Source organism: Halobellus clavatus (assembly GCF_900107195.1).
GTDB lineage: Archaea > Halobacteriota > Halobacteria > Halobacteriales > Haloferacaceae > Haloquadratum > Haloquadratum clavatum.
The window spans coordinates 1-26,506 of record NZ_FNPB01000021.1 but is presented as its reverse complement, the minus strand read 5'-3'; the positions used below and the strand labels follow the sequence as shown (position 1 = coordinate 26,506).

The window sequence follows — 26,506 nt, the reverse complement described above, 5'->3', positions numbered from 1 at the left end:
CCAGCGGATTCACCGATGGGTCTTACCACCGGACTCACCGGTGGGCGTTACCACCGGATTCCGCTATCCTTGATGGAATTGTGGACGTCGTCTACCATTTCCTTCAGCGCCGTCAGCGCCTGCCGCTGTGTGTGCAGCTCGTCGAGGAGGTCCGAGAGGGCCGATTCCAACTCGGCGTCGTCGCCGAACTGTTCGTTCACGGTCTGGAGGTCATCGACGAGTCCGTCGACGTACCGGATTGCTCGATTCACCTCGGCTTCAATCTCGAACGGACCGTCCTCGATCTGTTCTGTGACCTGCATCGGCGAGAGCAGTCCAGACCGCGCGGCCTCGAGTTTGTGTTCCCACTCTCGTGCCCGTATGAGCTGGTTTGTGATGGTCTGAACGTCTCTGCTGAGATACGACTCCAGACCTGTCTGTTCGGCCATCTCCTCGAAAGACTCCTCGGCAGCGGCATACGTCGTACTGACACGCTCGATTGCGGCGGTGACATCCGGATCCAGACGCTCCGAGCTGTCCTCGCTGTCTTTCTCTCCCATCGGTTCGTCGTACGGTAATCTCCGATAAATCGTTTGTCGTGGGCGCGGTCCGTCTCGTCCACCGGTTCGATCGCTGCCCGTGCCACACAGGAACTCACGTTGTGACCGGGCCCCCCTCGGCCGTTCGACCTTTGGCCGTGCGTCCCCTTCGACAAGTATGCGAGTCCTTATTCTCGGAGCCGGATATGCCGGCGTGACGGTGGCTCGACGACTCGAATCGATGCTCCCGCCGGAGGTCGAACTGGTCGTCGTCGACGAGTCCGAGTCTCACCTGGTCAAGCACGAAGTTCACCGCGTTATCAGACGCCCGAGCGTGAGCGAGGCGATCCGCGTGCCGCTCTCGGACCTCTTCGACCGAGCGTCGATCCGGACCGCGCGAGTGGCCGCGGTCGACAGGGAGGCCCGCGCCGTCCACCTCGAAAACGGCGAGACTCTCTCGTACGACTACGCAGCGGTCTGTCTCGGCTCCGAAACCGCCGATTATGGGATCCCAGGCGTCGCAGAACACGGACTCCCGCTCACCTCGGTCGACGACGCGCTGGAGATCAACGAGGCGTTCCGCGAGGCCGCAGCGAGGGCCGGTGAGTCGGATGTGGCCGAATCAGACACGGACTCGGGCGGCGTCGACGTCGTCGTCGGCGGCGCAGGGCTCTCAGGGATCCAGACGGCGGGTGAACTGGCAGCGTTCGCCCGCGAGGAGGCTGTCGATGCAGACGTGATGCTCATCGAGCAGGAACGCCGCGTGGCCCCGAACTTCCCGGCGAACTTCCAGACGGCTGTCCGCTCGGCGCTGGAGTCTGCGGGGGTGTCCATCGAAACTGGGACCACGGTCGAGCGAGCCACCGAAAGCGCCGTGGAGACCGACCGCGGAACGTTCCCAGCCGACGTGTTCGTCTGGGCCGGCGGTATCGCGGGGACCGACGCGATGGGCGGCGACCGACCGATCGTACAGAGCGACCTCCGAATCGACGAGCGGACCTTCGCTGTCGGCGACGCGGGCCGTGGCGTCGACGCCGACGGTGAACCCATCCCCGCGTCGGCATCCGCAGCGCTCCGAGAGGCACGAACCGTGGCGGACAACATCGCTCGCCTCGTGGATCACGAGCGATCGAACTCGGACGGGTTCACCCCACGGCTGGACCCGTACCGCTTCGAGGTCCCTGGGTGGATCGTCTCCGTGGGCGATCAGACAGTCGCGCAACTCGGGCCGGAAGTCGTCACGGGTGCCGCGGCGAAAGCGATGAAAACGGCCGTCGGGGCGGGCCACCTGAGTTCAGTCGGTGCGATCAGAAACGCGGCCGAACTGGCCGAGGCCGAACTCCGAGCCTAATTTCTGTCTTCCTTATAATTTCGCGGAAGTATAATCTCGCTATTTGAGTCAAATATCTCTTAGCGTGTTGAATTGGTATCAAAACTGCTCTATTTATAGTAGTGAATAATAGATATTCTATATGAATAGTATTGTTTACGGGTAATACACTGCGAAACCGTACAGTAGTGGTCACTCCATTCACAATATCGATACGTTCTGTACAGCCTCAATAACAATAGTACATTTGTTATCACGTGGCAGAAAAACCGCGGGACTGCGGTGAGATTTACACACAACGATTATGTAGATCCGGACGGCTGTGAGAAGTATGGCACACGACTGGCAGAGCGACGATCCGAACCTCGAACTGGGCCTCGAGCGAGTGATGGAGTTGGATGTCGAGGTCGAATCACCGATCGAGATCGGCGACACGGGCGACGGCCAGCGTCGGATCATCCCGATACTCGGGGGTACGGTGACGGGGAAAATCGAGGGCGAAGTCCTCTCGACAGGGGCTGACTACCAGCTCTACCGGGACCGGCGGCCCAGCGAACTCGTCGCGAAGTACGCCATCGAGACCGCCGACGGCGACCGGATCTACGTGCAGAACCGAGGGATGCGATTCGCCGATCCGGCGGTGAGCGAACGGATTCGCGAGGGCAAGCCGGTCGACCCCGAAGACGTGTACTTCTGCTCGGTCCCCGAGTTCGAGGTGGCGACTCCCGAACTCGAATGGCTCGAAAACCGAATCTTCGTCGCGACTGGAACGCGTCAACCGAAGGGCGTGAAGCTGGCGGTCTATCAGGTCGGGTAGCGTCCCGTCACCCGAACTCGATCGAGCGCTCTCGGAATCCCGTGAGCGAGCACCGGATGCGAGAATCCAAGCCTGTCTGTTCTGAACGATAGTTATAATATCGTGAACGATTGTTCGTACCGTATGGATTCGTCCGCTTCGGAACCGAACGCCCCGGTGAAAACGGCCCAGACCACGTTCCAGATCGTCGAGGCGCTCAAATCGCTCGACGGCGCGACACTGACCGAACTGTCGGACCACCTCGATATCCCGAAAAGCAGCGCCCACAATTACCTTCGGACGCTCGAACACCTGGGGTACGTCGTGGAGCGAGACCAGGTGTACGAGGTCTCGCTTCGGTTCCTCGACCTCGGCGGCTACGCTCGATCCCGCGAGCGGCTGTACTCCATCGCGCTCCCGGAGATGGAACGGCTCGCGGAGACAACTGGCGAGTACGCCAACCTGCTGGTCGAAGAGCAGGGGCTCGGGGTGTTTCTCGCGCGCGAGCGCGGCGAGAACGCCGTCAGTCTGGATTCGTACGCGGGACAGTCGGTCAAGCTTCACACGACAGCGCTCGGCAAGACCATTCTCGCGTACCTCCCAGACGAACGCGTCGAAGAGATCATCGAGCGTCACGGACTCCCTCGGAAAACGGAGCACACGATCACCGACCGTTCGGACCTGTTCGAGACACTCACTGCGATCCGAGAACGGGAGCACGCATACGACCGTGAAGAGCGGATCAAGGGCCTGAACTGCGTCGCAGTCCCGATTCTCTCCGACGACGACATCGCGGGATCCCTGAGCGTCTCCGGTCCGGTTAGTCGGATGGACGAAGACCGTATCGAGTCCGAAATTCTCCCCGAACTCCGGAGAGCAGCCAATATTATCGAACTCAATCAGACACACTCGTAATCGTCTCTGCCCACGTTCGTCTCCGGCTGTGAGGGCCAGGAGTCCTCATACTACGAACATCTGTTCAGTATGACCAAATCAAAATGATTCTTCGTCATAGAAACGGTCACGCTGAACAGGAGAGCCTGCTTTTACTCCAGTATATCCAGAATAGACGGACAGTGTTTCGTCCTTTTCAAGTTGATATTCAGTATAACTAAATGGCAACTGCCTAAACCAGACGAGAAGCAATCAGTCCCCGAATCCGAACAACACACCGGAACGGGCGTCGCCCGCCAGCGAACGATCAGCGGTCGTCGCAACTCAGACGATTCGGTTCCACAGCGTTCCGCCGTCGCCGAGTCGGCTGAGGTTCGTCTCGAGGAGGTCGGCGATACGGTCGCCGTACGTCGCTGCCTGCGCGGCCGCGTGGGGAGTGACGATGACCTCCTCCATCTCCCAGAACGGCGCGTCAGCCGGCAGCGGTTCGTCGTAGAACACGTCGAGGGCCGCGCCGGCGATGTCGTCGTTCTCCAGCGCCTCGACGAGGGCGTCCTGATCGACGATTGCCCCCCGACTGACGTTTATCAGGTACGCGTCGTCACGCATTGCATCGAAGACGTCGCGGTCGACGAGTCCCCGCGTGGCCTCCGTCAGCGGTGTCGTGAGCACGACGAAGCGTGCATCCTCGACTGCCTGCTGGATCCGTGCGGCGTCGTACACGCGGTCGAGACCGAGTCCCGACACTGGCCGGATGTCGACGCCCACCACATCCATCCCGAGGACGCCCAGCCGGGTCGCGACGCTCCCGCCGAGTTCGCCGACGCCGACGACGCACGCGCTCGACCCGCTCACCTCGAATGGGCGCCGCCACGGAATCCGTTCCCACTCGCGTGCCGCCTGCTTGTCGCGATACCGGTGGAATCCCTTCGCCAGCGACAGGACCAATCCGACGACGCTCTCGCCGACGAGATCACCCGCGACCCCGGTGCTGTTAGTCAGGATGATCTCTTCGTCTTCGTAGGCACTGACGGGGAAGTCCTCGTATCCGGATCGGATGTCGTGGACCCATCGGAGATCCCCATCGAGGTATGCATCGTGATGATACAGTGTGACAACCGCTTCGACGTCGACCACGTCGTCGCCTTCCAACAGCGTGAACTCGCAGTCGGAAACTGTCTCCGAGAGCAGATCACACAGGTACTCTGGCGGACACGGATGGGTCCCCCACTCGGAGATTCCGACGCGTTCGATCGATCCATCTTTCGGCATACCGGAGGCTCTGCACGCCGGAAAATAGTTCCTGGGATCGAGAAAACTCCGAGGTTATCTGATCTGAATTAGCGGTTGAGGGTGTGAATCGCCTGTCCCTGGGCGTTCTCCGCCGCCTCCATCACAGCCTCAGCGAGCGTCGGATGCGTGTGAACCGTGCCAGCGACATCTTCGAGTGTGGCACTCATCTCGATGGCGAGGGCGACCTCGGCAACGAGTTCTGCGGCGTTCGGACCGACGAGTTGGCCACCGAGGATCATCCCGCTCGATTCGTCGGCGACGATTCTGACGAAGCCCTCCGACTCGCCCATCGAGAGCGCCCGACCGCTGGCTCGGAGCGGCATCTCACCGACCACGGGGTCAAAGCCCTCGGCCTCGGCCTTCTGGCTTGTCATCCCGACCGTCGCGATCTCGGGATCAGTGAACACCGCCGCGGGGATCACCTGCTGGTCGAGCGCGGCTGGTTCGTCCGCGGCGACTTCGGCGGCGACGATTCCTTCGGCGCTGGCTTTGTGTGCCAGCATCGGCTCACCGGCGACGTCACCGACCGCGAACACGTTCTCGACCGCGGTCCGGGCCCGGTCGTCAGTCTCGATGAAACCGTTCTCGGTCGGTTCGAGGCCGATCGATTCGAGTTCCAGCGTGTCAGTCACCGGCTGCCGTCCGACGGCGACGAGGACGGCATCGCCGTGGTACTCTGCGGTCTCACCGTCGTCGGTCTCGGTCGTCACGACGACGCCGTCGCCCCCGTGCTCCCAGCCTGTCGCACCCTCACCGAAGTGGAAGTCGACTCCGAGGTCTTCTGCCCGTGACCGAACGGTCCGGGCAATGTCGTCTTCGTATGCGGGCAAGACGTCGTCGAGCATCTCGACAACGGTCACGTCCGTGCCGAGTTTTGCCAGCATCGTCGACAGTTCCATACCGATGTAGCCCGCACCGACGACGACGAGGCTGTCCGGTGTCGACTCCATCTGGAGGAGTTCGGCCGAGGAGAGCACCGGGTCGTCAGCGAAGTCGAAGCCGGGGATTGCGAGCGGTCGCGACCCCGTCGCGATGATAGCCTGATCGAATTCGACGGTCTCCATTCCCTGTCCCTCGCCACCGTGAGCGATGCGTGCGGTGTGTTCGTCCTCGAAGGCGGCCGTCCCTTCGAGGAGGGAGACACCGTTGGCCTTGCAGAGCTTCTCGACGCCGGAGGTGAGCTGATCGACGACGCCTGCTTTCCACTGCTGCATCTGCCGCATATCGATCGCCGGGTCGGCGTGGATACCCAGATCCTCCGCGTTCGCTGCCTCGTGGGCGACGTCCGCGCCGTGGATGAACGCCTTCGACGGGATGCAGCCGCGGTTGAGACAGGCACCGCCGTAGGCGTCCTTTTCCACCAGCGTGGTGTCCAGTCCGAGCTGTGCGCCGCGGATCGCGGCGACGTAGCCGCCGGGTCCCGCACCGATGACGAGGAGGTCCGTCGCCGTCGCGATATCGCCCATTACCATACGCTGATGCTCTCGTTCGAGCCCTCAAAAAATCATCCGTCTCCGCCTGCACTCCGTTTCGGGGTGGAACCGCCCGCTACTCCAGCAGGAGCGGGAGCGGATCCGCCAGCAGTTCCTTCACGTGATTCGAGAACTCCGCGGCGTCAGCGCCGTCGACGAGCCGGTGATCGACCGACATCGAGAAGCGCATCGTGGTCCGAGCGACCACCTCGTCGTCGACGACCCACGGACGCTTCTGTATCGGCCCCATCGCGAAGATGGCGGCTTCGGGGTGATTGATGATGGGTGAGGAGAACTCGCCGCCGATGACCCCGACGTTCGTGATGGTGAACGTTCCGCCCTGCATCTCCGCCGGCTGGATCTCTCGGTTCCGCGCCCGCGTCGCGAGATCCGCGATTTCGGTGGCCAGTTGTTTGAGACTCTTCGTATCGGCGTCGTCGACGACGGGAACCATCAGGCCGGCGTCGGTCGCGACGGCGATGCCGATGTTGTACTCGTCGTGGAGGATGATCTCCTCGGCGTCCTCGTCGAGGCTGGCGTTGAGGTACGGGTGCTCTTTCAGCGCGCTGGTGATCGCCTTCACGACGAACGGGAGGTACGTCAGTTTCACGTCCTCGCCGGCGGCCGCATCGAGTTCCTCGCGCAACTCGACGAGTTCGGTCGCGTCGAACTCGTCGTGGTGGGAGACGTGCGGCGCCGTGAACTTGGACTGCGCCATCTGCTCCCCGATCGTCCGTCGGACCCCGCGGTAGGGGACACGCTCGCCCGGGCGGTCCGATTGGGCTGTCTCGCCGTTCCCGCCGGCGCTCGCGGCTCCAGAGGCGCCCTCTACCGACCCGTTCGTCGCGGGTGCGGCGTCCGCGTCGGTCGTCGGTTCGGGCGCGGTCGTCGCCGCCGCACTGTCGGCGGTCTCGGGTTTGCCGCCCCGCTCCGCGTACCGCTGGACGTCATCGGGCGTCACGAACGGTTCACCGTCACGCTCCTCGCTGGCGGGGACCGCGTCGAGGTTCACGCCGAGTTCGCCGGCCAACTTCCGCGTCGCTGGCATCGCGAGCGTCCGCTCACGGCCGCCGCCCTCGTCGACGACGACTGGTTCCTCCCGCTCGGCAGTCGTCTGCTCGGCGACACCATCACTCGCCTGGGTCACGGTCGGGTCGCCGGCCGATTCGGCGTACGCCCGCAGGTCGGCGGCCATCACGCGACCGCCCGGCCCCGACCCCTGGACCTGCCCGATGTCGATACCGAGTTCCCGGGCGAGCGAGCGCTTGCTCGGCGACGCGAACACCCGTTCGTCCGGGACTGGCGGCTCGCTCACCGTCGGCTCTGTCCCGTTGGTAACAGAGGGGTCCTGCGCGCCGGTCGCGTCTGTGGTCCCTGCGGTGGCTTCGGCCGCTGCCGTCCCGGTGTTCGCTCCTGCGTCGTCGCCGGCGGCACTCTCGGCACCTGCACCGACACCCTCGGCATCGTCGGTGTCGCTCGCGGCACCCGAACCAGCGGCCGCCCCGCTGTCTTCGTCGTCGACCTCGAAGGTCACGAACGTCGCGTCCACGGGAACGGTGTCGCCCTCGTCGTAGTGGAGTTCCTCGACGGTCCCGTCGTACCGGCTGGGAATTTCGACGAGCGCCTTGTCGGTCTCGACTTCGGCGATGACCTGGTCTTCCTCGACAGTGTCTCCCTCGTTGACGAGCCAGGAGACGAGTTCGCCCTCGGCGATTCCCTCACCGAGGTCCGGCAACTCGAAGGTTCGTGCGACCATACCGGCCGGTCGACGCACAACCCTTTCAGTATTTCCCTGGAAAGGCCGAGCGAACCGAGACGAACCGGTGAGTTAGGCCGTCAGCGCGCGCTCGATTCCGTCGAGGATTCGCGGCGGATGCGGGAGGTAGAAGTCCTCCATCGAGAGCAGCGGGACCTGCGTGTCGAAGCCAGTCACCCGCTCGATCGGTGCCTCGAGGTACATCAGCGCCTCGTCGTTGATTCGGGCGATCAGTTCGCTCCCCACGCCGAGCGTCCGCGGCCCCTCGTGGACGACGACACAGCGGCCGGTCTTTTTGACCGACTCGACGACGGTTTCTGTGTCCATCGGCGAGATCGTCCGGAGATCGATCACTTCGGCGTCGATTCCGCTGTCGTCGACCGCTTCGAGCGTCGGCGGCATCATCGCCCCCCAGGCGACGACGGTGACGGCGTCACCCTCCCGGCGGACCGCGGCCTCACCCAGCGGGACCTCGTGGTCGCCCTCCGGGAGCTCCTCGCGGATCGAGCGGTAGATCCGCTTCGGTTCCATAAACAGGACCGGATCGGGGTCGCGGATCGCCGCCGTGAGCAGCCCCTTCGTGTCTGCGGGCGTACTGGGGACGGCGACTTTGAGACCGGGGATGTGCGCGTAGGCACCTTCGAGGCTCTCGGAATGGTGCTCGAGAGCGCGGACGCCCGCCCCGTAGGGCATCCGGACCACCATCGGCGCCGTGAGTTCACCGCGCGTTCGCCAGCGGATCCGGCTGGTGTTCGTGACCAGTTGGTCGAACGCCGGGGGGAGAAACCCCGAGAACTGGATTTCGACGACGGGGCGGTAGCCGTACATCGCCATCCCGGTCGCGCCCCCGACGATCGCGATCTCCGAGAGCGGCGTGTCGACGACGCGGTCGCTCCCGAACTCCTCCAGCAGTTCGTCGGTCGCGCGGAACACCCCACCGCTCTCGGCGACGTCCTCGCCGAAGACGACGACCCGATCGTCGCGTTCCATCGCTCCGTGCAGCGCCTCGTTGACCGCCTGAACGATTGTTGCCTGCATAGTCACCCCTTGGGCCGCTGTTCGATGTAGTCGTCCATCTCCGGTCGCTCTTCGAGCAGTGCCTCGAACGCCTCCAGCTGCCGGGAGAGTTCCGACGGGAGTTCGTCGTAGACGTGTGCGAACAGCTCCCTGACCCGTCGCTCCTCCAGTTCGTCGGCAGTCGCGAGTGCCTCGTCGAACTCGGTTTCGATGTCGTCGACGATCGAATCGTGGTCAATCCGCGACCACAGGCCCTCGGACTGCAGGAACGAGCGGTACCGTTCGATGGGGTCTTTCGCCTCCCACTCCTGGACTTCCTCCTCGTCACGATACCGAGTCGGGTCGTCACTCGTGGTGTGGGCGTCCAGCCGGTACGTGACCGATTCGACGAAGACTGGATTCCCGTCCTTCACGCGTTCTCTGGCCGTCTGCACGGCGTCGTAGACCGCGAGGACGTCCTGGCCGTCGACGCGGATCGCATCGATGCCGTACGCCAGCGCCTTCTGGGCCAGCGTCTTCGCGCCGGTCTGCTCCTCGACGTTCAGCGAAATCGCGTACTGGTTGTTCTGACAGAAGAACAGCGCCGGCAACGACAGCGCGCCTGCGAGGTTGATCCCCTCGTGGGCCGCGCCGGTGCTCGTCGCGCCGTCGCCGATGTAAGCGGTCGCCACGGCGTCTGCGTCGTCGAGTTGCATCCCCCACGCGAGTCCGGCGACGAGCGGGATGTGTGAGCCGATCGAGATCGCGATCTGGGAGTTCTGCTTCGCGAACGACTGCTGGGCCGTTTCGATGCCGCGCCAGAAGTGGATCATATCCGTCATCGACGCCCCCCGCATAAACATCGGTGTCCAGGCGCGACCGACGTACAACCAATCCTGGGGTTCGAGCGTAAACGCACTCCCGATGATACTCGCCTCCTGGCCCCGCGTCGAGCCAAACGTCCCCAACTCGCCGCGGCGCTGGATATTCACCATCCGCCGGGAGAACACCCTGTCGGTCACCATCCACCGGTAGAGGTCGCACAGTTCCTCCGCGGAGAGATCTGGGACGGCTTCGGGATCGTACGAACCGTCCGGGTCGACGATCTGGTGGGTCGGCACCGAGAGATCCGCCTGGGTGAGGAGTCCCACACCACCGTCGCCGACAGCCGACGGTACTCGCCTGTCTGACTCTCTATCGCTCATTCTACGACGGGTACATTTTCGGGGCCCGGTAATAAAATCGCGGGTGGGGCGATCGGTCTCGGGTGCGGTATCGAGCGTGAGGAATCGGCACCACGATTTATGTACACCCGCCGGGAGTCTCCACATATGACGGTGCTAACAGCAGTCGACGGCGAGACGACACCCAGCGAGGCCGTCGAACGAGGCGCAGAGTTGGCGTCGGCACTAGAGGTCGAACACATCGTTCTCCACGTGATGCCGCAGGACACCTTCGAGGAGTTCCGATCGGCCGCCGGCAGCGGGTCGAGCGGGGCTGTCACCTCACCCGCCTCCTACGGCGGCCACGATAGCAGACCCACTGGAGAAGGGGACAGTTACACCATCGAAGACGGCGAACGCCACGCGACGGGCGTCGCCCGAGAGGTGGTTCGCGATACCCTCGATAATCCCGACGAGACGGTCCTGATGGGTCGCGTCGGCGAACCGGTCGAAGAGTTACTCGCAGAGGCGGACCGCCGCGAGGCCGACTATCTGGTCATCGGCGGGCGGAAGCGGTCGCCCACCGGCAAAGCGCTCTTCGGGAGCAAGACGCAGTCGATCCTGCTCTCTGCGAACCGTCCCGTGGTCGCCGTGATGTCCGAGAACTGACCGGACGACCGCGGCGTTTCTCCAGGGGAATGCTCCTGGTATCGTCGGCACGTGGTTTTATGTACTATCGAATCATCCACATTTAATGATGCCATTCGATAGCATACGCCGTCGGTCCTTTCTGAAGGCCGGCGCAGCGACCGGTACCGTCGGACTGACAGGACTCGCAGGGTGTTCGAGCATCACGGGTGGTGGGACACCGGAACTCGGGCTCGCGTTCACTGTTCCTGTCGAGAACTTCGGCTCGTTGTTCGCGATCGAAGAGATCAGAAACGAACTCACGAACGTCGGTTCCGAGTACGAACTCAGCGTGACACGCAATGAGAGTACGCCGGATTCGCTCAACGCGATGGCTGCCGGAGAGGTCGATCTGGCGTTGCTATCGACGGTGAGTTACGCTTCGGCGGTCACACAGGAGGCGGTGCCGGGGAACATCTCGATGGTCGCCACCGACTTCTGGGACGCCCACCCCGAATGGTACGGCTTCACCATCTTCTCCCGCAGCGACTCGGACATCACCGAAATCTCCGATCTGGAGGGACAGAACGTCGGCGTCAACGCGCAGGGGACCGGGACCCACGCCGTCCTCCGGAAGGCTGCGAGACAGGAGGGCTTCGAGTACGGGAGCGACGCCCAGATCGTCGAACTGCCGTTCCCGACGTTCGTCTCCGCACTCAACGACGGGCGGATCGACGCCGGGATTTTCCCCGCGCTCTTCGCCGTCGCAGCCCGGTCTGAGGGCTTCAACGAGGTGTATTCGAGCCAGGATCTCTGGGACGAGGCCTACCCGTTCGCCTTCACGGTCGGCTCGAACGATTCGATCGACGAGAAGTCCGACGCCATCGCCGCGTGGGGTGAAGACCTCGCCGAACTCGTGGAGTACTCCTACGACAACCGCTCGCAGGTCGTCTCTCTCGCGGCCGAGTACTTCGAACTCCCGGAACCGGTCGTCGACGGCTTCTTCCTCAATCAGAACGACTACTTCAGACAGGACATCACCATCGACTTCGATCGGCTTCAGTTCGCGATGGACGAACTCGTCGAACTCGACTTCCTGCAGGAGAGCTTCGACGTCCAGGAGTACGCGACGAACGAGTTCGTCCCCTCGAACTAGGGACGACCTCGGAGAGACAATCGCGGCCATTCGACCGCGAGGTGCCGATACAGTCGTCGTCAGTGCAGACTGAGAGTCGTGTCCGCGCCCTCGACACCTCGTCGGTGTGGTCTCAGAGGTCCGCTTGTACGGATTCGGCGGCCCGCTCGAGTTCCGCCGCTTCGGCGTCATCGAGGTCCCACTCGTGGATCGCTGCGACGCCGTCTGCGTCGAGATCGACCGGCACGCCGAGGGCCACGTCTTCGAGTCCGTACTCGCCGTCGAGTGGCGTCGACAGACAGAACGTCCAGTCGCCGCCGTCGGCCTCCACTCCTGTCCCGTCGACCGAACTGTCGTCGGCCGCCGCAGCCATCGTCCGGACGACTCGTGAGACGCCCGCGCTCGTCACCCATCGCGAGGTCTCGTCCACGCCGCGCTCCTCGGCGATCTCGAAGGGGATGTCACGGACGTACGCCATCAGTTCGGCGCGCTCTGCGTCGGTGACGTCGATCGGTTCGCCGTCGACGCGTGCGCGACTGAAGACGGGAATCATATGCTCGCCGTGTTCGCCCATCGTCGGGCAGTAGACGTCGGTTCGGTGCGCGTCGACGAGGTCGGCAATCCCGTCGGCGATGCGGGCCGTCTCCGAGAGCGAGTACCCCAGGAAGTAGCGCCGCGGCCACCCGAGAAGCGAGTAAAAGTCGTAGACGAGCCGATCGATCGGGTTCGTCACGACGAGGAGGGGTGTCGGGTCCAGCGGGCGGAGACTCTCTGCGACGTCTTCGACGATCGATCGGTTCCGTTCGAGTTCGGCCTCCCGGGCGCTCGGATCGGTCGCGTCGTCAGGTTGCGGGGCCGCGGCGTTGAAGATGAGCAGATCCGGATCCAGTTCTGCAATCTCCTCCGGCGTTGCCGACCGGACGCTGCCGGCCGTCTCGGAGTCGTGGCCTTCGTCCGCGCCCGGAGCGTGCGCGAAGTGGTAGCTCGCGTGCTCGATGTCCGTCCCGTGAGCCCACGCGGCACCGTCGTTGATGTCGACGAGCGAGACGTCGAGCCGTGGGGCCAGCCCCGACAGCGTGTACGCGACGGTCGTCCCGATGGTACTCGCCCCGCCGATGATTGCAACGTGCATAGTCCGACCTCACCACTCAACCACAAGTAAATTCCCCCGGCACCCCCGAAGGATCTCGCTACTCCCACGAGTGGCGAATGTCGGGACGACTCCGACTCAGTCGCCGGTATGCACGTAGACGATTTCGTCCTCGACAACTACCTCGTACGTCGGGACCTGGATACGGTCGTCGCCGATGTGGATCCCGGTCTCGAGTTCGAACGACCAGCCGTGCCAGGGACACGAGATGATGTCGGTGTCGCTGTACTGCTGTTCGACGCGCTGGCCCGTGCCCGTGAATTCGCCGACCAATTCCTTTTGGACGTTGCCCTTACAGACGGGGCCGCCGTCGTGGGGGCACTGATTGCGGATGGCGTAGAACTCCCCGTCGGCGCGAACGACTCCGACTTCGGCGCGGCCGACCTCGATGATCTCGGCATCGCCGTCGTCGAATTCGGACGCTGGGCCCACCTTGACCAGGTCGTCTGCGTCGACACTCATACGCCGAACACCTCGATTGCGTTGCCGCCGAGAATCGCCCGGCGATCGTCGTCGTCGAGCATCGGCAACTCGTTGATTATCGAGGGGCTATCGAAGTCCCAGTGGGGATAATCGGAGGCGTACAGGAGACGGTCCGTGCCGATCATATCGAAGCACAGGTCCAAGAGGTCGTTGCGGGCCGATACCTCCAGCGGTTGGGTGCCGAAGTAGAAGTCAGTGATGTACTCGCTGGGGCGGGTATCGAGCAACGGTGCTTCCTCGGGGCGCTTGAGGTACTCCTCGTCGAGCCGACTCACCAATCCGGGGATGTAGGTGACGCCGGATTCCATAAAGACGATGTCGAGGTCGGGGTACTTCTCGGGGACGCCCTGGCAGGCGACGCTGACGATCTGGGACATATTCGACTCCAGGAACCCGAGCGTGTGCGTCTCGATCATCTCCTGGTAGCCGGCACGAACGTACTCGTCGAGCCCCGATCCGCCCGTGTGGTAGACGACGGGCATATCGAGTTGCTCGCAGCGCTCGTAGATCGGGTCGTACTTGCGGTTGCCGAGCGGTGGGCTCGCACCCGCAGTGACGAAACACGCCCCGACGTAGGCCTCCTCGTCTTCGACCCGCTCTAAGATGTCGAGGGAAGCCTCGACGTCGCCGTAGGGCATCGGCGCGAGGCCGTAGACGCCTTCGTCGGGATCGAGGACCTCTTCGAGCATATACTCGATATATCCTCTCGTGAAGGCCTGGACGCGCTCGTCGTCGGCGGTTACCCCGCCCATCGCGAGGATCAGATGCGAGATCTGCAGGGAAATGTCGATATCCAGGAAGTCCATCCCCTCGGTGACGCGTTCGGGTTCCTCGGGCGCGTCGGGGTAATTCGAGTGTTCTCGGAGGACCTTCCCGTAATTCTGTCTGTCACCCGTCGACGTCGGGAAGAACGAACTGAGATTCTGCTTCACCCCGGCGTCGTCCCAGTTGCTACGCTTGTACTTGGTGTACCAGGGCTCTGGCATATACTCGGCGACCTCTTTGAACGAGTCCTGGTAGTGCCAGTCGCAGTCGATGACCGTCTCCTCCGCGGCGTCGATCATCGGCCGCCCTCCCGCTCACCAACCGTCGCGTTCGCTACCGCTTGGGGGACCTGCTGCCTCACCTGTCCGTGGCTGTGTATGGTTGGCATACAGAGAAGTCTTTGATATACTTCCATTTAGGTTTTTGTGCTCCCATCCAGACTGACAGCGGATGGAGCCCCGCGGACGAAGTGTGAGTGCGGTGACCGTCGGCTGCTCAGGTCCAGTGCAGGAGACGGCCGCGAGCCATACGAAGGAGGCGATCGAGCGCGATACCGATCAACATGATGGCGATGATCGCGGCGTAGACCTGCGTCGACTCGAACGACCGGACGCCCGCGATCTCGAGGGCACCGAGACCGCCGCCACCGGCGACCATCTCGAAGACGAACGTGATGATGAGCGACAGCGGCATCGCGATCTGAAAGCCGGTCAGGATGCCCGGCATCGCGGCGGGCATCACGACGCGCCACAGCAGCCTGCGGTCGCTCGTTCCCATCATCTTCGCCGACCAGAGGAGTTTCGTCTCGACCTGCCGGGTGCTGTCGCGGGCGTTGATTGCGACCGGCCAGAACGTCCCGACAGCGACCATGATGATCTTCGAGATGTCGCCGATTCCGAACCAGAGCATAAACACGGGAATCAGCGAGATGATCGGCACTGGATAGCCGATCTTGATGATCGGATCGAAGAACCAATCGACGAGGTCGTTCTGCGCCGAGAGCACGCCGACGAGGACGCCGAACACCGAGGCGATGGCGAGGCCGACCATCGCCCGCATCAGCGTGAGGTACGCGTTGTACAGCATCTGGCCGTTGAGCGTCAACTCGACGAACCGCATAATGATGTCAGACAGCGGCGGGAGGAAGTAGTAGTGGATCAGGCCGAGTTGGGCCACGGCTTCCCAGAGGACCAACACGATCACGAGCGAATAGATCGACTTCACGAGGCTGAGGGCGCTCGAAAGGTCGAACCGGGGGTTGGCGTCCGCTGTCACGTCCATACCAACCACCTCTCTCTGACCTCCTCGAACAGGCGGACTGCCACGAAGGCGACAGCCGAGATGACGACGATGTTGGCGAACATCCTCGGGTAGTTACCGATCTGACCGGAGGTGAGGATGAGGTACCCCATTCCCTGATTCGACGCGATGAGTTCTGCGCTCACCAGCGCGACGAACGCGATCGGGACGGCCTGGCGGATCCCGGTCAGGATCTCGGGGATCGTCGCCGGGAAGATCACCTTCAGCAAGACGTCCCGACCCTCGGTTCCCATCATCTCCGCCGACCAGATGAGGTTCTGGTCCACGTTGCCCGCGGCGTTGTACGAATTGAGAACGATCGGCAGGAGACACGCGAGAAAGACGATGAGGATCGCCGTACTCGTGCCGACGCCGAGCCACAGGATCGCCAGGGGAACCAGCGCAGTCTTCGGGATCGGGTACGTCATCGCCAGGAACACGTCGAAGAAGTTCTCGACGGGGTCTGAACGGGCCATCCCGATGCCCAGAAGAATGCCGGCGATAATGCTCAGGCCCAGCCCGACCACGACGCGGAACAGCGAGATGTAGAGGTGTGAAAACACCTGGCCGGTGACGAAGAGTTCGACGATCTTCCCAGCCACCGTCCCCGGAGCGGGTAGGATCGCGGTCGCGACGACCGCCCCACTGATCAGGTCCCACAGGACGACGACGATCGCGAGCGGAATCCAATCGACGAGCGCCCCGGCGACCCGTTGCAGCGGGGCGGGGAGCCCCTCGATGTGTCGTGAAGTCGCGTATCCCACGGCTACAGTGTCACCTCGGTTTGTGTCTCTTCGTGGAGGGATTTCCAGACGGTGTTCTTGTAGTCGGCGAACGCGTCAGAGGTGACGATCTCCTCGCGCGACCCCGAGCGGTCCAGATTGATCTCCGAGACGGTCTTTTTCGTCCCGGGGTGGCGGGTCATAATCATCACGCGCTCGGAGAGATAGACCGCCTCCTCGACGTCGTGGGTGATGAACACCACCGTCTTTTCCAAGTCGCCCCAGATGTCGAGCAGTTGGTCCTGGAGCGACTCCCGAAGCGGTTGATCGAGCGCGCCGAACGGCTCGTCCATCAGGAGGATCTTCGGTTCGTACGCGAGCGTCCGTGCGAGCGCTACGCGCTGTTTCATCCCACCGGACAGTTCCTTGGGGTACTTGTCCTCGAAGCCGCTGAGATCGACCATATCGATGTACTGCTGGGCGATGCTCTGCCGCTCCTCTTTGGGCACCCCGTCTTCTTCGAGGCCGTAGGTCACGTTCTCGAAGACGGTCCGCCACGGGAACAGCGCGTAGTTCTGAAAGACCACGCCCCGATCGGTGCCCGGCCCCTGAATCGGGTTCCCGTCGACCGAGATGGTCCCACTCGTCACGTCGAGGAAGCCAGCGATGAGATACAGGAGCGTACTCTTGCCGCAGCCGCTGGGTCCAACGACGCTGGCGAACTCGCCGCCATCGACCTCGAACGTGAGGTCTTCGATCGCTTTCGTCCGCTCTGCGCCCTCGCCGTACACTTTCTCCAGTTCGGAGATGCTGACTCGTCCGTCCATCACCACTGCACCCCTGTTCGTGTCCGTCGAGCGTAGTGGTTCGTCGCCGCGTGTTCGTCGTCGCTGTCGTTCGTGATCATATGAATTCCCGTGTGAGCCGCACTGTGTTGCCTGAGCCTTCGTACCGGCGGTCCCAAAGCGAGGACGTCACCGCCACCACACCACCAGGGTGCTGTCCGAGATCCGCCCGGATGACGCGTGCAAGCGGCCGAGACCGCTATTGCTACCACGTAACACGATGTCGATACGGTCACCATTATACAAAAACCTTCCTTCCACCGCATGCTGTGCCGATCGGGACCCGATCGCTGCTGTCTCGGGGGCTGTTGCAATGCGGAAAAGAAACTAACATACGATTTTAATAACTAACGATAAATACGTTTCATACGGCCGCAGTACGTATTTCCTTGTGGGTCTGTAATAAGAAACAACAAAAAAGTTTATTTTGCCGGCGTAGGAGATCAGCCGAGCGCGTTCGGTGAAACGCTACGGTCGCGGCCGTGTTCCGGTCAGCTGTCTGACCATCGTGCTTTTTGTCGTCTCCTGTGCTACCTCCCCGTATGTACAGTGACATCCTGCTCGCGACGGGTGGCGAAGCCGCATCGGACCGTGCGACGGACCACGCGATCGAGCTCGCCGCGCACCACGACGCGACGCTGCACGTCCTCTTCGTCGTCGACAGCGACGTGTACGACGCGTACAGCGGCGACGAGTACGTCGACGAACGCGAGGGCCCCGAACACGGGCTGGAGGAAGTCGGCGAGGAGGCTGTCGAGACGGTAGCGGAACGGGCGCGTGAGGCCGGGGTCGACGTCGAACCGACCATTCGGCACGGCCGGCCTCCCGAAACCATCGTCGACGTGGCGCGAGCGGTCGGCGCCGACCTCGTGGTGATGGGCACCCGCCGGCGACCCGACGAGTACCGGAGCCTCCTGGGCAGCGTCACGGACCGCGTCCTCCGTCTCGCGGAGATGCCCGTGACAGTGATCAAGACGCCGGTCGAGTGATCGAGAGCGGTCGCGATCGGCCGACAGGCGACCAGAACCGGTCGCATTCGGGCGACGAGTAATCGAGAGCGGTCGTAATCGGCCGATGAGGGACCAGGATCGGTCGCAACCAGATCACGAGTGACCGAACGCGGACCTTTTTTACCCCGTTGCGCCGAACCCAACGCTGCCCTCCAATGACAGACAATCAGCCCGTGAGACGCCAGTTCCTCGGTGCACTCGGTGCAGGTGCCTTGCTCAGTTCTGCTGGGTGTCTCGGTGCCGTCAGCGACGTCGTTCAGTCACCCGACGAGCAACGCGTTCTCCAGTTGACACTCTCTCACACCGATGGCCCGCTCCGCGAAACCTACGTCACGGACCTCTCACAGACGCGCTCCGAGTTGGACGAAGCGGCCTTCGAGGCGAGCCTGAACGGGACCGAATACACCACGCAGTACCGCACTCCCTTCGGCTCCGCTCCCGAGGATCCGGTCTACACGCGCCACAACGGCACGTACTACCGACTCGGCGCAATCGTCGTCGACGAAGTCGAAACCACGCATCCGGTGTTGCGACTCACCGAGGCGGCAGCGATCGACGAAACGGACGGCGGAGACGCCCCCGAAGCAGTTTCAGCCGAGCAACTCCCGGAGGTGGACGCGGTAGCCGTGCGGGTGGCACAGATGGCGACGCGCGCTCGCGGGACCAGCGGAGGCGTTCCGTGGGGACTCGTCCAGCGCGGCGGCTACGTCTATCGAACGGACGAGGCGGTCGAACGGAGCGACCTCCTGTCCGACGACGCGGCGGCGTTCGTCGACTACCGCGACCGTCGCTACGCAGTCGAGATCACGCGAGAGACGTTCTACGAACCGGTGTATCGAGCGACCGCTGAGGCGGTTGCGACGGCCCCCGAGGAGATGGAAGCCGTCCTTCGGGCGAAGTTCGTCGACGCCCGATTCGACCGCGAGGACCGCTCCTCGGCCGCCGTGGACGTCGTCGAACAGGCCGCCGCGTCGGAGTACACGGAAGCACACCCGTACTCGGAGGCCTACCGGGCAGTACTGCGGGCGATACACGAACGCGCGTACCTCGACGGCAACGTCGCGAAAGACGCTGGTGTCGAGGACGGCGGCCGGACGATGCTCCGATACGACGGCGGGTACTACGACTACCGACTCAGTTTCGTCACGCGGTCCTCGGCGGACGAGTGACCACTCGCCGACGGGACGGCGGCTGCTCACTCGGTCACGATCTCGAAGCGCGCACCACCGAGCGTTTCGGCAGCCCCAACGCCGATCGTCCAGCCGTGGGCGGCGACGATCTGCCGGACACTCGCCATCCCCATACCGATGCCCTCGCTGCCCGCCTTCGTCGAGAATCCGGGCGAGAACACCTCGTCTCTGATTCCGGGGGCGATACCCGGCCCGTCGTCTTCGTAGAACAGTCCCTCAGCAGTCGCTCCCACCCGCACCGTGACGTCGCCGTCGCCGTGTTCGATCGAGTTGCTGACGAGGTTTTCGAACACTCGTCGGATCGCCTCGGGATCGGCTTCGATCCTGCGTTCGTCGACGACCTCGTAGGACGCGTGGCCGCCGGGATCGGTCGTCGCCCACACGTCCTCGAACACGTCGGTGAGTCGGACCAGCTCGGTCTCGCGGACGATGTCCCCGCTGCGGAGTGTTTCCACGAGGCCGGTCCGGAGTTCGTCGACACGTTCGACCGCGTCGATCGCGCGCTCGACGTGCGTCAGGTCGTCGGTCTCCAGCGCCAGTTCTAACCGTCCGCGGATCGTCGAGATCGGACTCTGAAAGTCGTGAGAGACAAAGCTCGCGTACTCGTTGAGCCGGTCGTGCTGCCGCTGGAGTGCCGCCTCCCGCCGCCGTCGCGTGGAGACGTCTCGCGCAGACACGACGAGTGCTGTCACCTCATCATTCTCGTCGGTCACCGGGCGGAACGACCCTTCGACGAAGAGCGGCCGTTCGCCCTCCGCCGCGTATTCGGCCTCGAATTCGACGTACTCGCCGTTCGCCGCCTGCTCGATCGCCTCCCACGCGTCGACGTTCGATTCACCATCCCACCACGGTGTCTCTGGAAGCGGCATTCCGACGATGTCCGCTCGATCCGCGTCGACGTACCGGAGGGCCGTCGTGTTGACTTCCTCGACCGTGCCGTCCGGAGCCGTGAGTCCGACGAGGAGGTTCGGATCGTCGAAAATGGCCTGAAACCGGCGCTCGCTCCGGCGGAGTTCCGATTCGCGTTTCTTTCGTTCGGTGATGTCGGTGATGAACCCCTCGATCATCTCCGTGTCGGCACCGTCGCCGTCCCTCGGTATCGCCGAGCCGTCGCCCCACAGGATCGCGGAGTCGTCGTCGCCGAACGGCGCCTCGACGACGCGTCCCCGTTCCCACAGCCACTTGACGTCGCCGTCGGCAGTCCGTACCCGATACGTCACCTCGAACGGTTCGTCGCCGTCGATTGATGACTGGACGGCCTCCCACGCGCGATCGCGATCGTCGGGATGGAGAACCTCCTCGCCCCAGTTGACCGCCCCCGACTCCAGTGCCTCCGGTTCGTATCCCACGAGCCGCTCGACCTCTCCGACCACGTACTCCATCGGCCATCCGCCCTCGTTTCGGCAGCGATAGACCATCCCCGGAAGGTTACTGACGAGCGTCTCGAGCCGGCGGGTCCGTCGCTCCGCGACGTGGTCCGAGCGAACGCGGTCGACCGCGTTTTCGATCCGATTGGCCAGCAGGGCGAGCTGGCCGGTCTCAGGTCGCTTCCGGAGGTAGTCAGTCACGCCCGCGGAGATGGCTCGGCTCGCGATCTCTTCGGATCCCGTGCTGGTGAAGAGGAGAAACGGGAGGTCGGGGTACTCCGGGCGGACCGCGCGGAGAAAATCGATTCCGGTCTCCTCCCGCAGGTCGTATTCGGAGACGACGCAGTCGATACCGCCGCGCTGCAACTCCTGACGCGCCGCCGCGGCCGTCGAGACGGCGTCGACGTCCAGTCGATCGCTGTGGCGCGAGAGCCCTCGGACCAGATCCGTAGACTGGGGATCGTCGTCGACGTGCAGAACCCGGATCTGGGAACCCATACAGTCCCCAAATATCGGCATCCTCTTAGTGGTTATTCGTGTCAGGATAATATAACTAACCGATTCCGTCCAGGTCCACCGCGGCCGCGCGCCGCTCAGCCGCCGCGAGTCGGTCTAGCAGCTCGGTCGCCGCGTCGGTGTCGTCGCCTTCGAGATTCGATCGGACTGTCGCCGCCGATGCTCGCAACCCCGCCTCGACGAGGAGCGCCCCCGTTCGTGCGTCTGCCGCGACGCCGGGGCGACCCCGTTCGATCGCGAGTGGGGCATCCGCTAACACCTCGACGGCCGCTTCGATCACGGCCAGTGGGATCCTCGCCGCCTGCCGTCGGGTCTCGGCCGACGGGGCGGCTTCGCCCGCAAACAACTCCGAAACGAGGGCAGCGTCGCGGTCCGCGAGCGTGAGCAGCGTCTCCCGCTGCGTCTCGAGCCTCGACCGGACCGCTTCGAGCGAGTGATCGCTCGCGTGTGTGGGGTCGCAATCGCTCTGATCGACCGGTTCTCCCAGGTCTTCGAGGGTCCGGGTCGCGCGCTGGGCTTCGATCGTGTGAATGCAACACATCTCACACAGGGCGGTCCCCATCGCGGCGGCCGCGGCCACGGCCGTGATCCCCGCCGGAGCAACCTGCTCGGAGGCGATTCCCGCCGTCAACTCTCGCAGCGGTGTCTCAGTCGGCGGCATCGACCGGTGTTTCGTGGAGCGGCGAATTGAATGTTGGGCGGACAGACCGTCGCCCGAGCGGGAGTCAGTTCGTCGTCACGATCTCGACGACGTCGCGGTGGCCGAGCTCGTGCGTCGAACCGACCTGGCGGTTCGACCGGCAGTCGATTCCGTGCAGCAGGCCGTCGCCGATGTCAGAGTGGAGGTGATACGCGAAGTCCTCCGTCGTCGACCCGTCGGGGAGGATGAAACAGTCCCGAAAGACGCCCTGCGTGTCGGATCGGCCGTTGGCGCTCCCGGGGAACACCGCGATCGCGCCCATCACGTCGAAGAGCGCCGATTCGAGGACCGCCTGGACGCCCGTTCCCTCGAAGGACTCGACGTACTCGCGGATCTGCTCGAGGCCTGCGGCCTGTTCCTCGGAGGGATCGCCGACGATCTCGAACGAGGACGCGCCGGGGCGATAGTCGACGACGTCCGCCTCGTCGGCCTTCTTCAGCGCTTTCTCCGCGTGTGCGCTCGTGGGGACGAATGTGAGATGATCGTGGTCCGGGTCGGCCGTGATCTCCGCGTAGTTCTCCTGGGCCGCTGGCGTGTCCATCTTGTTCGCCGCGATCAGGATCGGCTTGGTTCGCTTTCTGATCTCGCGGGCGACGCGGGCTTTCGTCTCCTCGTCCCACTCGTCGGGGTCGAGACCGGCGTCCGTGGCCAACAGGACCTGCTTGATCTCGTCTTTGTTCGTCTTGAACGCCGACATCTGCTCTGCGAGGTCCACTTCGATGTGGTTCTCCTCGCCGTTGTACCCCGATCGGTAGCGCTCGAGACCCTTCTCTAAGATGTCGAGATACCACATATCGAGTTCCTCCTCGAGGAAGTCGATGTCGTCCCGCGGGTCGTGGCCAGTCGTCGGTTCGCCCTCCAGATCCGTCTTCCCGGAGAAGTCGACGACGTGGACGAGGACGTCGGCCTCGTTGAGGTCCGTCAAGAACTGATTCCCCAGTCCGTTCCCCTCGTGTGCGCCCGGGATCAGCCCCGCGACGTCGACGAGTTTGACCGGGACGAAACGTGTGCCGTCGTCGCAGAAACCCACTGAGGGCGTGCAGGTCTCGTCGAATTCCGGAGCCGCACACTCGACGCGGACGTACGCCTCTCCGACCGCGGGATCGATCGTCGTGAACGGGTACGCACCCTCCGGCACGTCGTTCATCGTCGCAGCGTTGAAAAACGAGGACTTGCCGACAGAGGGCTTGCCGACGAGTCCGATTTTGTAACTCATTGCCGTCTCTCAGCGGTTCGCCGCTCAAAAACGATCCCATCCGCCGCCGCTCTGTGAGGTGGTTCCACGGGGCACGACGGGCCGCATCGCGGAGTATTTGCCCCCTCGGGCCTCACTCGAAGATATGACCGAGACGGACGCCGATCACGACGACGCCGGCGACGAGTCCGCAGACCAGTCGGACCGGGCCGGATCGGCTGACGCCGCTGGCGACACGTTCGGCGTGGGGATCCACGTCACCGAGACGGAGTTCCAGTTCGTCGTGCACGTTCCGTCGGACGTCGATGCCGGCTGGACCGACCCGGAGGCGTTCCAGCAACTGCTCGAACGGACCGTCTGGGAGCGACTCGACCAGGAGGCCACGCTCCGGGCCGTCGCCCGGACGTCAGAGACGGGCGACACCGTCACGCTCGGCCGCGTCTCGCTCCGTCCTGACGGGACAGTCACTGAGGCGGCGTTTCGCGACGTCGCCGTCGAATCGTGACCGACGCACTCGACGCCGTCGTCGACACGGCACTGGAACGTGCGCTCGTCGACGGGACGGACGCCCGTCGCTACTTCGCGCTCGCCGGGGCACTCGAACGGGCCCGCACAGATGCAGGGACCGCGACCGAAGTCGACGAGGCCACCGCTCGCGGTCGGCCTGATGGTTCGTGCGGACCGGCTGCGAACCGCCCCGGGCGATCCGATGAGCAGTCGGCGCCCTCCCTCAATCGCGTCGGAGCGGCACTCGTGAGCACGGTCGCCGTCCGCGCGCTCGAAGCCACCCGCGATGACGGCATCGACGCCACTGCGTGGCTTCCAGGTGACGACCCGGAGTCGGACCTCGTCGCGACCGGCGCGAGACTCGCGCTCCGACGATTCGAGACGGACCCTGAAACGGTCGCGGCCCGCGCCGGACTCCCCCGATATCGACTCGGTGGTCGCTTCACTGTCGCAGGGGACCGTCGTTCACGCTCGGACTCGTCAAACCGGGGCCACGGGGAATCGGAATAAGAGAAAACGTCGGTCGAAGTGCGTGTTAGCTAGTTCTGTCCCGGGGCGTTCCCGGAGTTACCGGGCGATCCGCTGGAGCCGCCGGATCGACTGTCATCGTCGTCGCTGTCGGCTTCCTCGTCCTCTGCTTCGTCGTCCGCATCGTCCGCAGATTCTTCCTCAGCGTCCGTCTCATCGTCTTCCTCGTCCGTTTCTGGGGCGTCGTCGTCAGCCGGGCCGCCGCGTTCGCTGGCGTTCGGCGGGCCGTTGCCGTTACCGGCGTTCGCGCCGGGACCGTCGTCGTCGGTCTCGTTCTCGTCGTCCTCACGGCCCGGGGCGTCGTCTGACTGCCCGGGAGCCGATCCCGACTGATCGGACGCCTCGTCAGTCTCGTTGCCGTCGTCCTCACGGCCCGGGGCGTCGTCCGACTGGCCGGGAGCCGATCCCGACTGACCGGATGCCTCGTCGGTCTCGTTGCCGTCGTCAGTCCCGGTGCCGTCGTCGGCTTCGTCGCCCTTTTGGCCGGGCGCGTCGTCGGCGTTACCGGGGTTGTTCCCCGTGACGAAGTCGGAGATCGTCTCGCCCGGCGGGCCGTCGAACCCGCTGGACTGCAGCGCGCTCACGAACGAGGAGACGGCCTGTCCGAACGGCCCTTCCTGGGCGAATTCAACGGTCAGGTCAGCCGTCGTATTGGCCGTCTCGTTCTCGGCCGTCGCGGTCACGGTGATCGTCACGTTCTCTTGCGGGAGCGGGAGCGTGACGGTGCCGTCTGCGTCCGTCGCGTATGTGCCGGTCCCGGCGTACTCGCCGTCAGCCTCGACTTCGACCGTCGCGTCCGCGGCCGAGTTGCCGCCGTCGGTGACGGTCACCTCGACGTCGTCGTCGGTCTGCGCGGCGCTCACGTCCAGAGCGGTGCCCGTGAGTTCGGCTGTCGTCTCGGCCGTCAGGTTCCCATCGGTCGCGGTCACGGTCACGGTCTGATCGTCTTCCGGCTGTTCGAGGGTGACCGTACCGTTCGCGTCGGTGGTGTCGGTGCCGGCGATGTCCCCGTCGGCTTCGATCGAGACGTTTGCGCCTTCGACGACCTCACCGTACTGGGTGACGGTGATGATCGCCGAGCCGCCTTCGGTCTGGTTCACGGTGACGTCCAGGGACGCTGCGAGCGGAACGGCCGTGAGATCCGTGCTCGCCGTCGCGTTGTTGGCCGAAGCGTCGATCGTCAGCGAGACGGTCTGGTTCGGTGCCGGGAGCGTGACGGTCCCGTCTGCGTCCGTCGCGTACGTGCCGTTCCCGCTGTACGCGTCCGCGGCGGAGACTGCCACGGTCGCGTTCTCGATCGCCTCGTCGTACTGCGTCACGGTCACCGTCGCCGTTCCATCGTCATTCTGCGTTGCGGAGACCGAGAGCGCCGCCGAGCGCGGGACGAGGTCGACCTGCTTCGTCGCGGTCGTGTTGTCCGCGGTCGTGGTCACTGTCACCGACACCGTCTCGTTCGGTTCGGGGAGGACGAGCGTTCCGTCGGCGTCCGTCGTGTACGTGCCGTTCCCGGCGTACGCTGACTCGCCGGTGACTTCTACGGTTGCGTTCTCGACTGCGCTATCGTTGTGCGTGACTGTCACTACGGCGTCGCCTGTGTCCGGGCGCTGATCGACGTCGACTGCCAGTCCCGATGCCGCGCTCGCGGCCGCCGGGATGGCGGCCATCCCGAGGAGCGCGACGACCACGGCGATCGTGAGTGATCTGCTGTGATTCATTACACTCCCCGCTTCCGGCCTCGGACGCATAAAGCGGGTATTCGCTCAGGCCGCCTTCCGCCCGATTTAGCCCGATTTAACCGAATTAACCGTCGTTTCGGACTCGGATCGTCGGATCAGTCGGGAGCGTACCGCTGTTCGGCGAGCGATTGACCGTCGCATCGCTCGCGCGTTCGAAATGAAAAGCGCCCACGAGGTCGCTCCTCGTGGGCGCTGAAGTATGAATGGGTAGGCGGCGAGCCAGTGTTCCCAGAGGATCGCTCACTCCAGTACTACCTCGCACGCTGGCAGGCTTAACTTCCGTGTTCGGGATGGGTACGGGTGTCTCCCTGCCGCTCTGGCCGCCTTTATGCCGACTGACGGACTCGAACCGTCTCGAACTCTCGATCTCGATTTCGATTTCGGTCTCGATCTCGAGTGTTCGTGCCAGTGTCGGTTGGGCTGCGTACGTGACCGTGTGATGTGCGCGCAATCCAGCTTCCGCCTGAACCCGCTCGGCGCGTGGTTCTGCGGTGAGTCTCGGAAACCGTTCCG

The 26,506-nt window shown here is 64.2% G+C and carries 25 protein-coding genes and 1 rRNA gene; 9 read left to right on the top strand and 17 right to left on the bottom strand.

The window, feature by feature from the left end; translation table 11 throughout:
- Window positions 1-47: 47 nt before the first annotated feature.
- Window positions 48-539, bottom strand: coding sequence for a hypothetical protein (locus tag BLU74_RS17895; protein WP_089769822.1), 492 nt, complete (start codon window positions 537-539; stop codon window positions 48-50).
- Window positions 540-696: 157 nt separating this feature from the next.
- Here BLU74_RS17895 and BLU74_RS17890 point away from each other — a divergent pair, with 157 nt between their 5' ends.
- The 3 genes from BLU74_RS17890 to BLU74_RS17880 all read left to right on the top strand — a co-directional run bounded on the left by BLU74_RS17890 (window position 697) and on the right by BLU74_RS17880 (window position 3,559).
- On the top strand, window positions 697-1,869 hold the full coding sequence (locus tag BLU74_RS17890; RefSeq protein WP_089769820.1) for an NAD(P)/FAD-dependent oxidoreductase: 1,173 nt from the start codon (window positions 697-699) through the stop codon (window positions 1,867-1,869).
- Window positions 1,870-2,179: 310 nt separating this feature from the next.
- Entirely contained in the window at window positions 2,180-2,665 is a 486-nt protein-coding gene (locus BLU74_RS17885) for a DUF3237 domain-containing protein (protein ID WP_089769818.1), read from the top strand.
- Between the two features lie 123 nt (window positions 2,666-2,788).
- On the top strand, window positions 2,789-3,559 hold the full coding sequence (locus BLU74_RS17880; protein ID WP_089769816.1) for an IclR family transcriptional regulator: 771 nt from the start codon (window positions 2,789-2,791) through the stop codon (window positions 3,557-3,559).
- A gap of 303 nt (window positions 3,560-3,862) precedes the next feature.
- Here BLU74_RS17880 and BLU74_RS17875 read toward each other — a convergent pair whose 3' ends face one another.
- The 5 genes from BLU74_RS17875 to BLU74_RS17855 form a co-directional block, all read right to left on the bottom strand.
- Complete coding sequence (locus tag BLU74_RS17875; RefSeq protein WP_089769815.1) at window positions 3,863-4,810, bottom strand: D-2-hydroxyacid dehydrogenase; 948 nt, start codon at window positions 4,808-4,810, stop codon at window positions 3,863-3,865.
- Window positions 4,811-4,878: 68 nt separating this feature from the next.
- On the bottom strand, window positions 4,879-6,303 hold the full coding sequence (lpdA, locus tag BLU74_RS17870; protein ID WP_089769813.1) for a dihydrolipoyl dehydrogenase: 1,425 nt from the start codon (window positions 6,301-6,303) through the stop codon (window positions 4,879-4,881).
- Between the two features lie 76 nt (window positions 6,304-6,379).
- On the bottom strand, window positions 6,380-8,059 hold the full coding sequence (locus BLU74_RS17865; RefSeq protein ID WP_089769811.1) for a 2-oxo acid dehydrogenase subunit E2: 1,680 nt from the start codon (window positions 8,057-8,059) through the stop codon (window positions 6,380-6,382).
- Window positions 8,060-8,131: 72 nt separating this feature from the next.
- The gene (locus BLU74_RS17860; RefSeq protein WP_089769808.1) at window positions 8,132-9,097 is read right to left on the bottom strand and encodes an alpha-ketoacid dehydrogenase subunit beta; all 966 of its coding nucleotides are present in this window, start codon (window positions 9,095-9,097) and stop codon (window positions 8,132-8,134) included.
- Window positions 9,098-9,099: 2 nt separating this feature from the next.
- Window positions 9,100-10,260 carry a thiamine pyrophosphate-dependent enzyme gene (locus BLU74_RS17855; RefSeq protein ID WP_089769806.1) on the bottom strand — a complete coding sequence of 387 codons (1,161 nt, stop codon included), beginning with the start codon at window positions 10,258-10,260 and terminating at the stop codon, window positions 9,100-9,102.
- 126 nt (window positions 10,261-10,386) lie between these two features.
- Between BLU74_RS17855 and BLU74_RS17850 the strand changes: the two genes are divergently transcribed.
- The gene (locus BLU74_RS17850) at window positions 10,387-10,887 is read left to right on the top strand and encodes a universal stress protein (protein WP_089769804.1); all 501 of its coding nucleotides are present in this window, start codon (window positions 10,387-10,389) and stop codon (window positions 10,885-10,887) included.
- 85 nt (window positions 10,888-10,972) lie between these two features.
- Window positions 10,973-12,001 (top strand): ABC transporter substrate-binding protein, encoded by a 1,029-nt coding sequence (locus BLU74_RS17845; RefSeq protein ID WP_089769802.1) that lies wholly within the window; start codon window positions 10,973-10,975, stop codon window positions 11,999-12,001.
- A 112-nt stretch (window positions 12,002-12,113) separates the two neighbouring features.
- Here BLU74_RS17845 and BLU74_RS17840 read toward each other — a convergent pair whose 3' ends face one another.
- From BLU74_RS17840 to BLU74_RS17815, 6 genes are all read right to left on the bottom strand, one after another.
- A complete protein-coding gene (locus tag BLU74_RS17840) occupies window positions 12,114-13,112 on the bottom strand; it encodes a malate dehydrogenase (protein WP_089769800.1) in 999 nt (332 codons plus the stop codon).
- Window positions 13,113-13,208: 96 nt separating this feature from the next.
- Window positions 13,209-13,592 (bottom strand): Rieske (2Fe-2S) protein, encoded by a 384-nt coding sequence (locus tag BLU74_RS17835; protein ID WP_089769798.1) that lies wholly within the window; start codon window positions 13,590-13,592, stop codon window positions 13,209-13,211.
- The gene (locus BLU74_RS17830; protein WP_089769796.1) at window positions 13,589-14,677 is read right to left on the bottom strand and encodes an amidohydrolase family protein; all 1,089 of its coding nucleotides are present in this window, start codon (window positions 14,675-14,677) and stop codon (window positions 13,589-13,591) included. The genes BLU74_RS17835 and BLU74_RS17830 overlap by 4 nt, the downstream gene beginning before the upstream one ends.
- Window positions 14,678-14,873: 196 nt before the next feature.
- Complete coding sequence (locus tag BLU74_RS17825) at window positions 14,874-15,659, bottom strand: ABC transporter permease (protein WP_089769794.1); 786 nt, start codon at window positions 15,657-15,659, stop codon at window positions 14,874-14,876.
- Window positions 15,650-16,441 carry an ABC transporter permease gene (locus BLU74_RS17820; protein WP_089769792.1) on the bottom strand — a complete coding sequence of 264 codons (792 nt, stop codon included), beginning with the start codon at window positions 16,439-16,441 and terminating at the stop codon, window positions 15,650-15,652. Before BLU74_RS17820 ends, BLU74_RS17825 begins: the two co-directional genes overlap by 10 nt.
- 2 nt (window positions 16,442-16,443) lie before the next feature.
- A complete protein-coding gene (locus BLU74_RS17815; protein ID WP_089769790.1) occupies window positions 16,444-17,226 on the bottom strand; it encodes an ABC transporter ATP-binding protein in 783 nt (260 codons plus the stop codon).
- 560 nt (window positions 17,227-17,786) lie between these two features.
- Between BLU74_RS17815 and BLU74_RS17810 the strand changes: the two genes are divergently transcribed.
- A complete protein-coding gene (locus BLU74_RS17810) occupies window positions 17,787-18,233 on the top strand; it encodes a universal stress protein (RefSeq protein ID WP_089769789.1) in 447 nt (148 codons plus the stop codon).
- Between the two features lie 176 nt (window positions 18,234-18,409).
- Window positions 18,410-19,423 (top strand): hypothetical protein, encoded by a 1,014-nt coding sequence (locus BLU74_RS17805; protein WP_089769786.1) that lies wholly within the window; start codon window positions 18,410-18,412, stop codon window positions 19,421-19,423.
- Between the two features lie 26 nt (window positions 19,424-19,449).
- Here BLU74_RS17805 and BLU74_RS17800 read toward each other — a convergent pair whose 3' ends face one another.
- The 3 genes from BLU74_RS17800 to BLU74_RS17790 form a co-directional block, all read right to left on the bottom strand.
- Window positions 19,450-21,309: a hybrid sensor histidine kinase/response regulator gene (locus BLU74_RS17800; protein WP_175454703.1), complete on the bottom strand. Its 1,860-nt coding sequence runs from the start codon at window positions 21,307-21,309 to the stop codon at window positions 19,450-19,452.
- A gap of 55 nt (window positions 21,310-21,364) precedes the next feature.
- A complete protein-coding gene (locus tag BLU74_RS17795; RefSeq protein WP_089769783.1) occupies window positions 21,365-21,988 on the bottom strand; it encodes a cyclodeaminase/cyclohydrolase family protein in 624 nt (207 codons plus the stop codon).
- 64 nt (window positions 21,989-22,052) lie between these two features.
- Window positions 22,053-23,243, bottom strand: coding sequence for a redox-regulated ATPase YchF (locus BLU74_RS17790; RefSeq protein ID WP_089769781.1), 1,191 nt, complete (start codon window positions 23,241-23,243; stop codon window positions 22,053-22,055).
- A gap of 124 nt (window positions 23,244-23,367) precedes the next feature.
- On the opposite strand from BLU74_RS17790, the gene BLU74_RS17785 reads away from it, so the two are divergent.
- Window positions 23,368-23,727, top strand: coding sequence for a DUF8124 family protein (locus tag BLU74_RS17785; RefSeq protein WP_245705834.1), 360 nt, complete (start codon window positions 23,368-23,370; stop codon window positions 23,725-23,727).
- The gene (locus BLU74_RS17780) at window positions 23,724-24,239 is read left to right on the top strand and encodes a hypothetical protein (protein WP_175454702.1); all 516 of its coding nucleotides are present in this window, start codon (window positions 23,724-23,726) and stop codon (window positions 24,237-24,239) included. The genes BLU74_RS17785 and BLU74_RS17780 overlap by 4 nt, the downstream gene beginning before the upstream one ends.
- A gap of 29 nt (window positions 24,240-24,268) precedes the next feature.
- On the opposite strand, the gene BLU74_RS17775 is transcribed toward BLU74_RS17780, so the two are convergent.
- Window positions 24,269-25,972, bottom strand: coding sequence for an ICP22 family protein (locus BLU74_RS17775; protein ID WP_089769779.1), 1,704 nt, complete (start codon window positions 25,970-25,972; stop codon window positions 24,269-24,271).
- A gap of 227 nt (window positions 25,973-26,199) precedes the next feature.
- Window positions 26,200-26,321, bottom strand: a 5S ribosomal RNA gene (gene rrf, locus BLU74_RS17770).
- Window positions 26,322-26,506 lie beyond the last annotated feature (185 nt).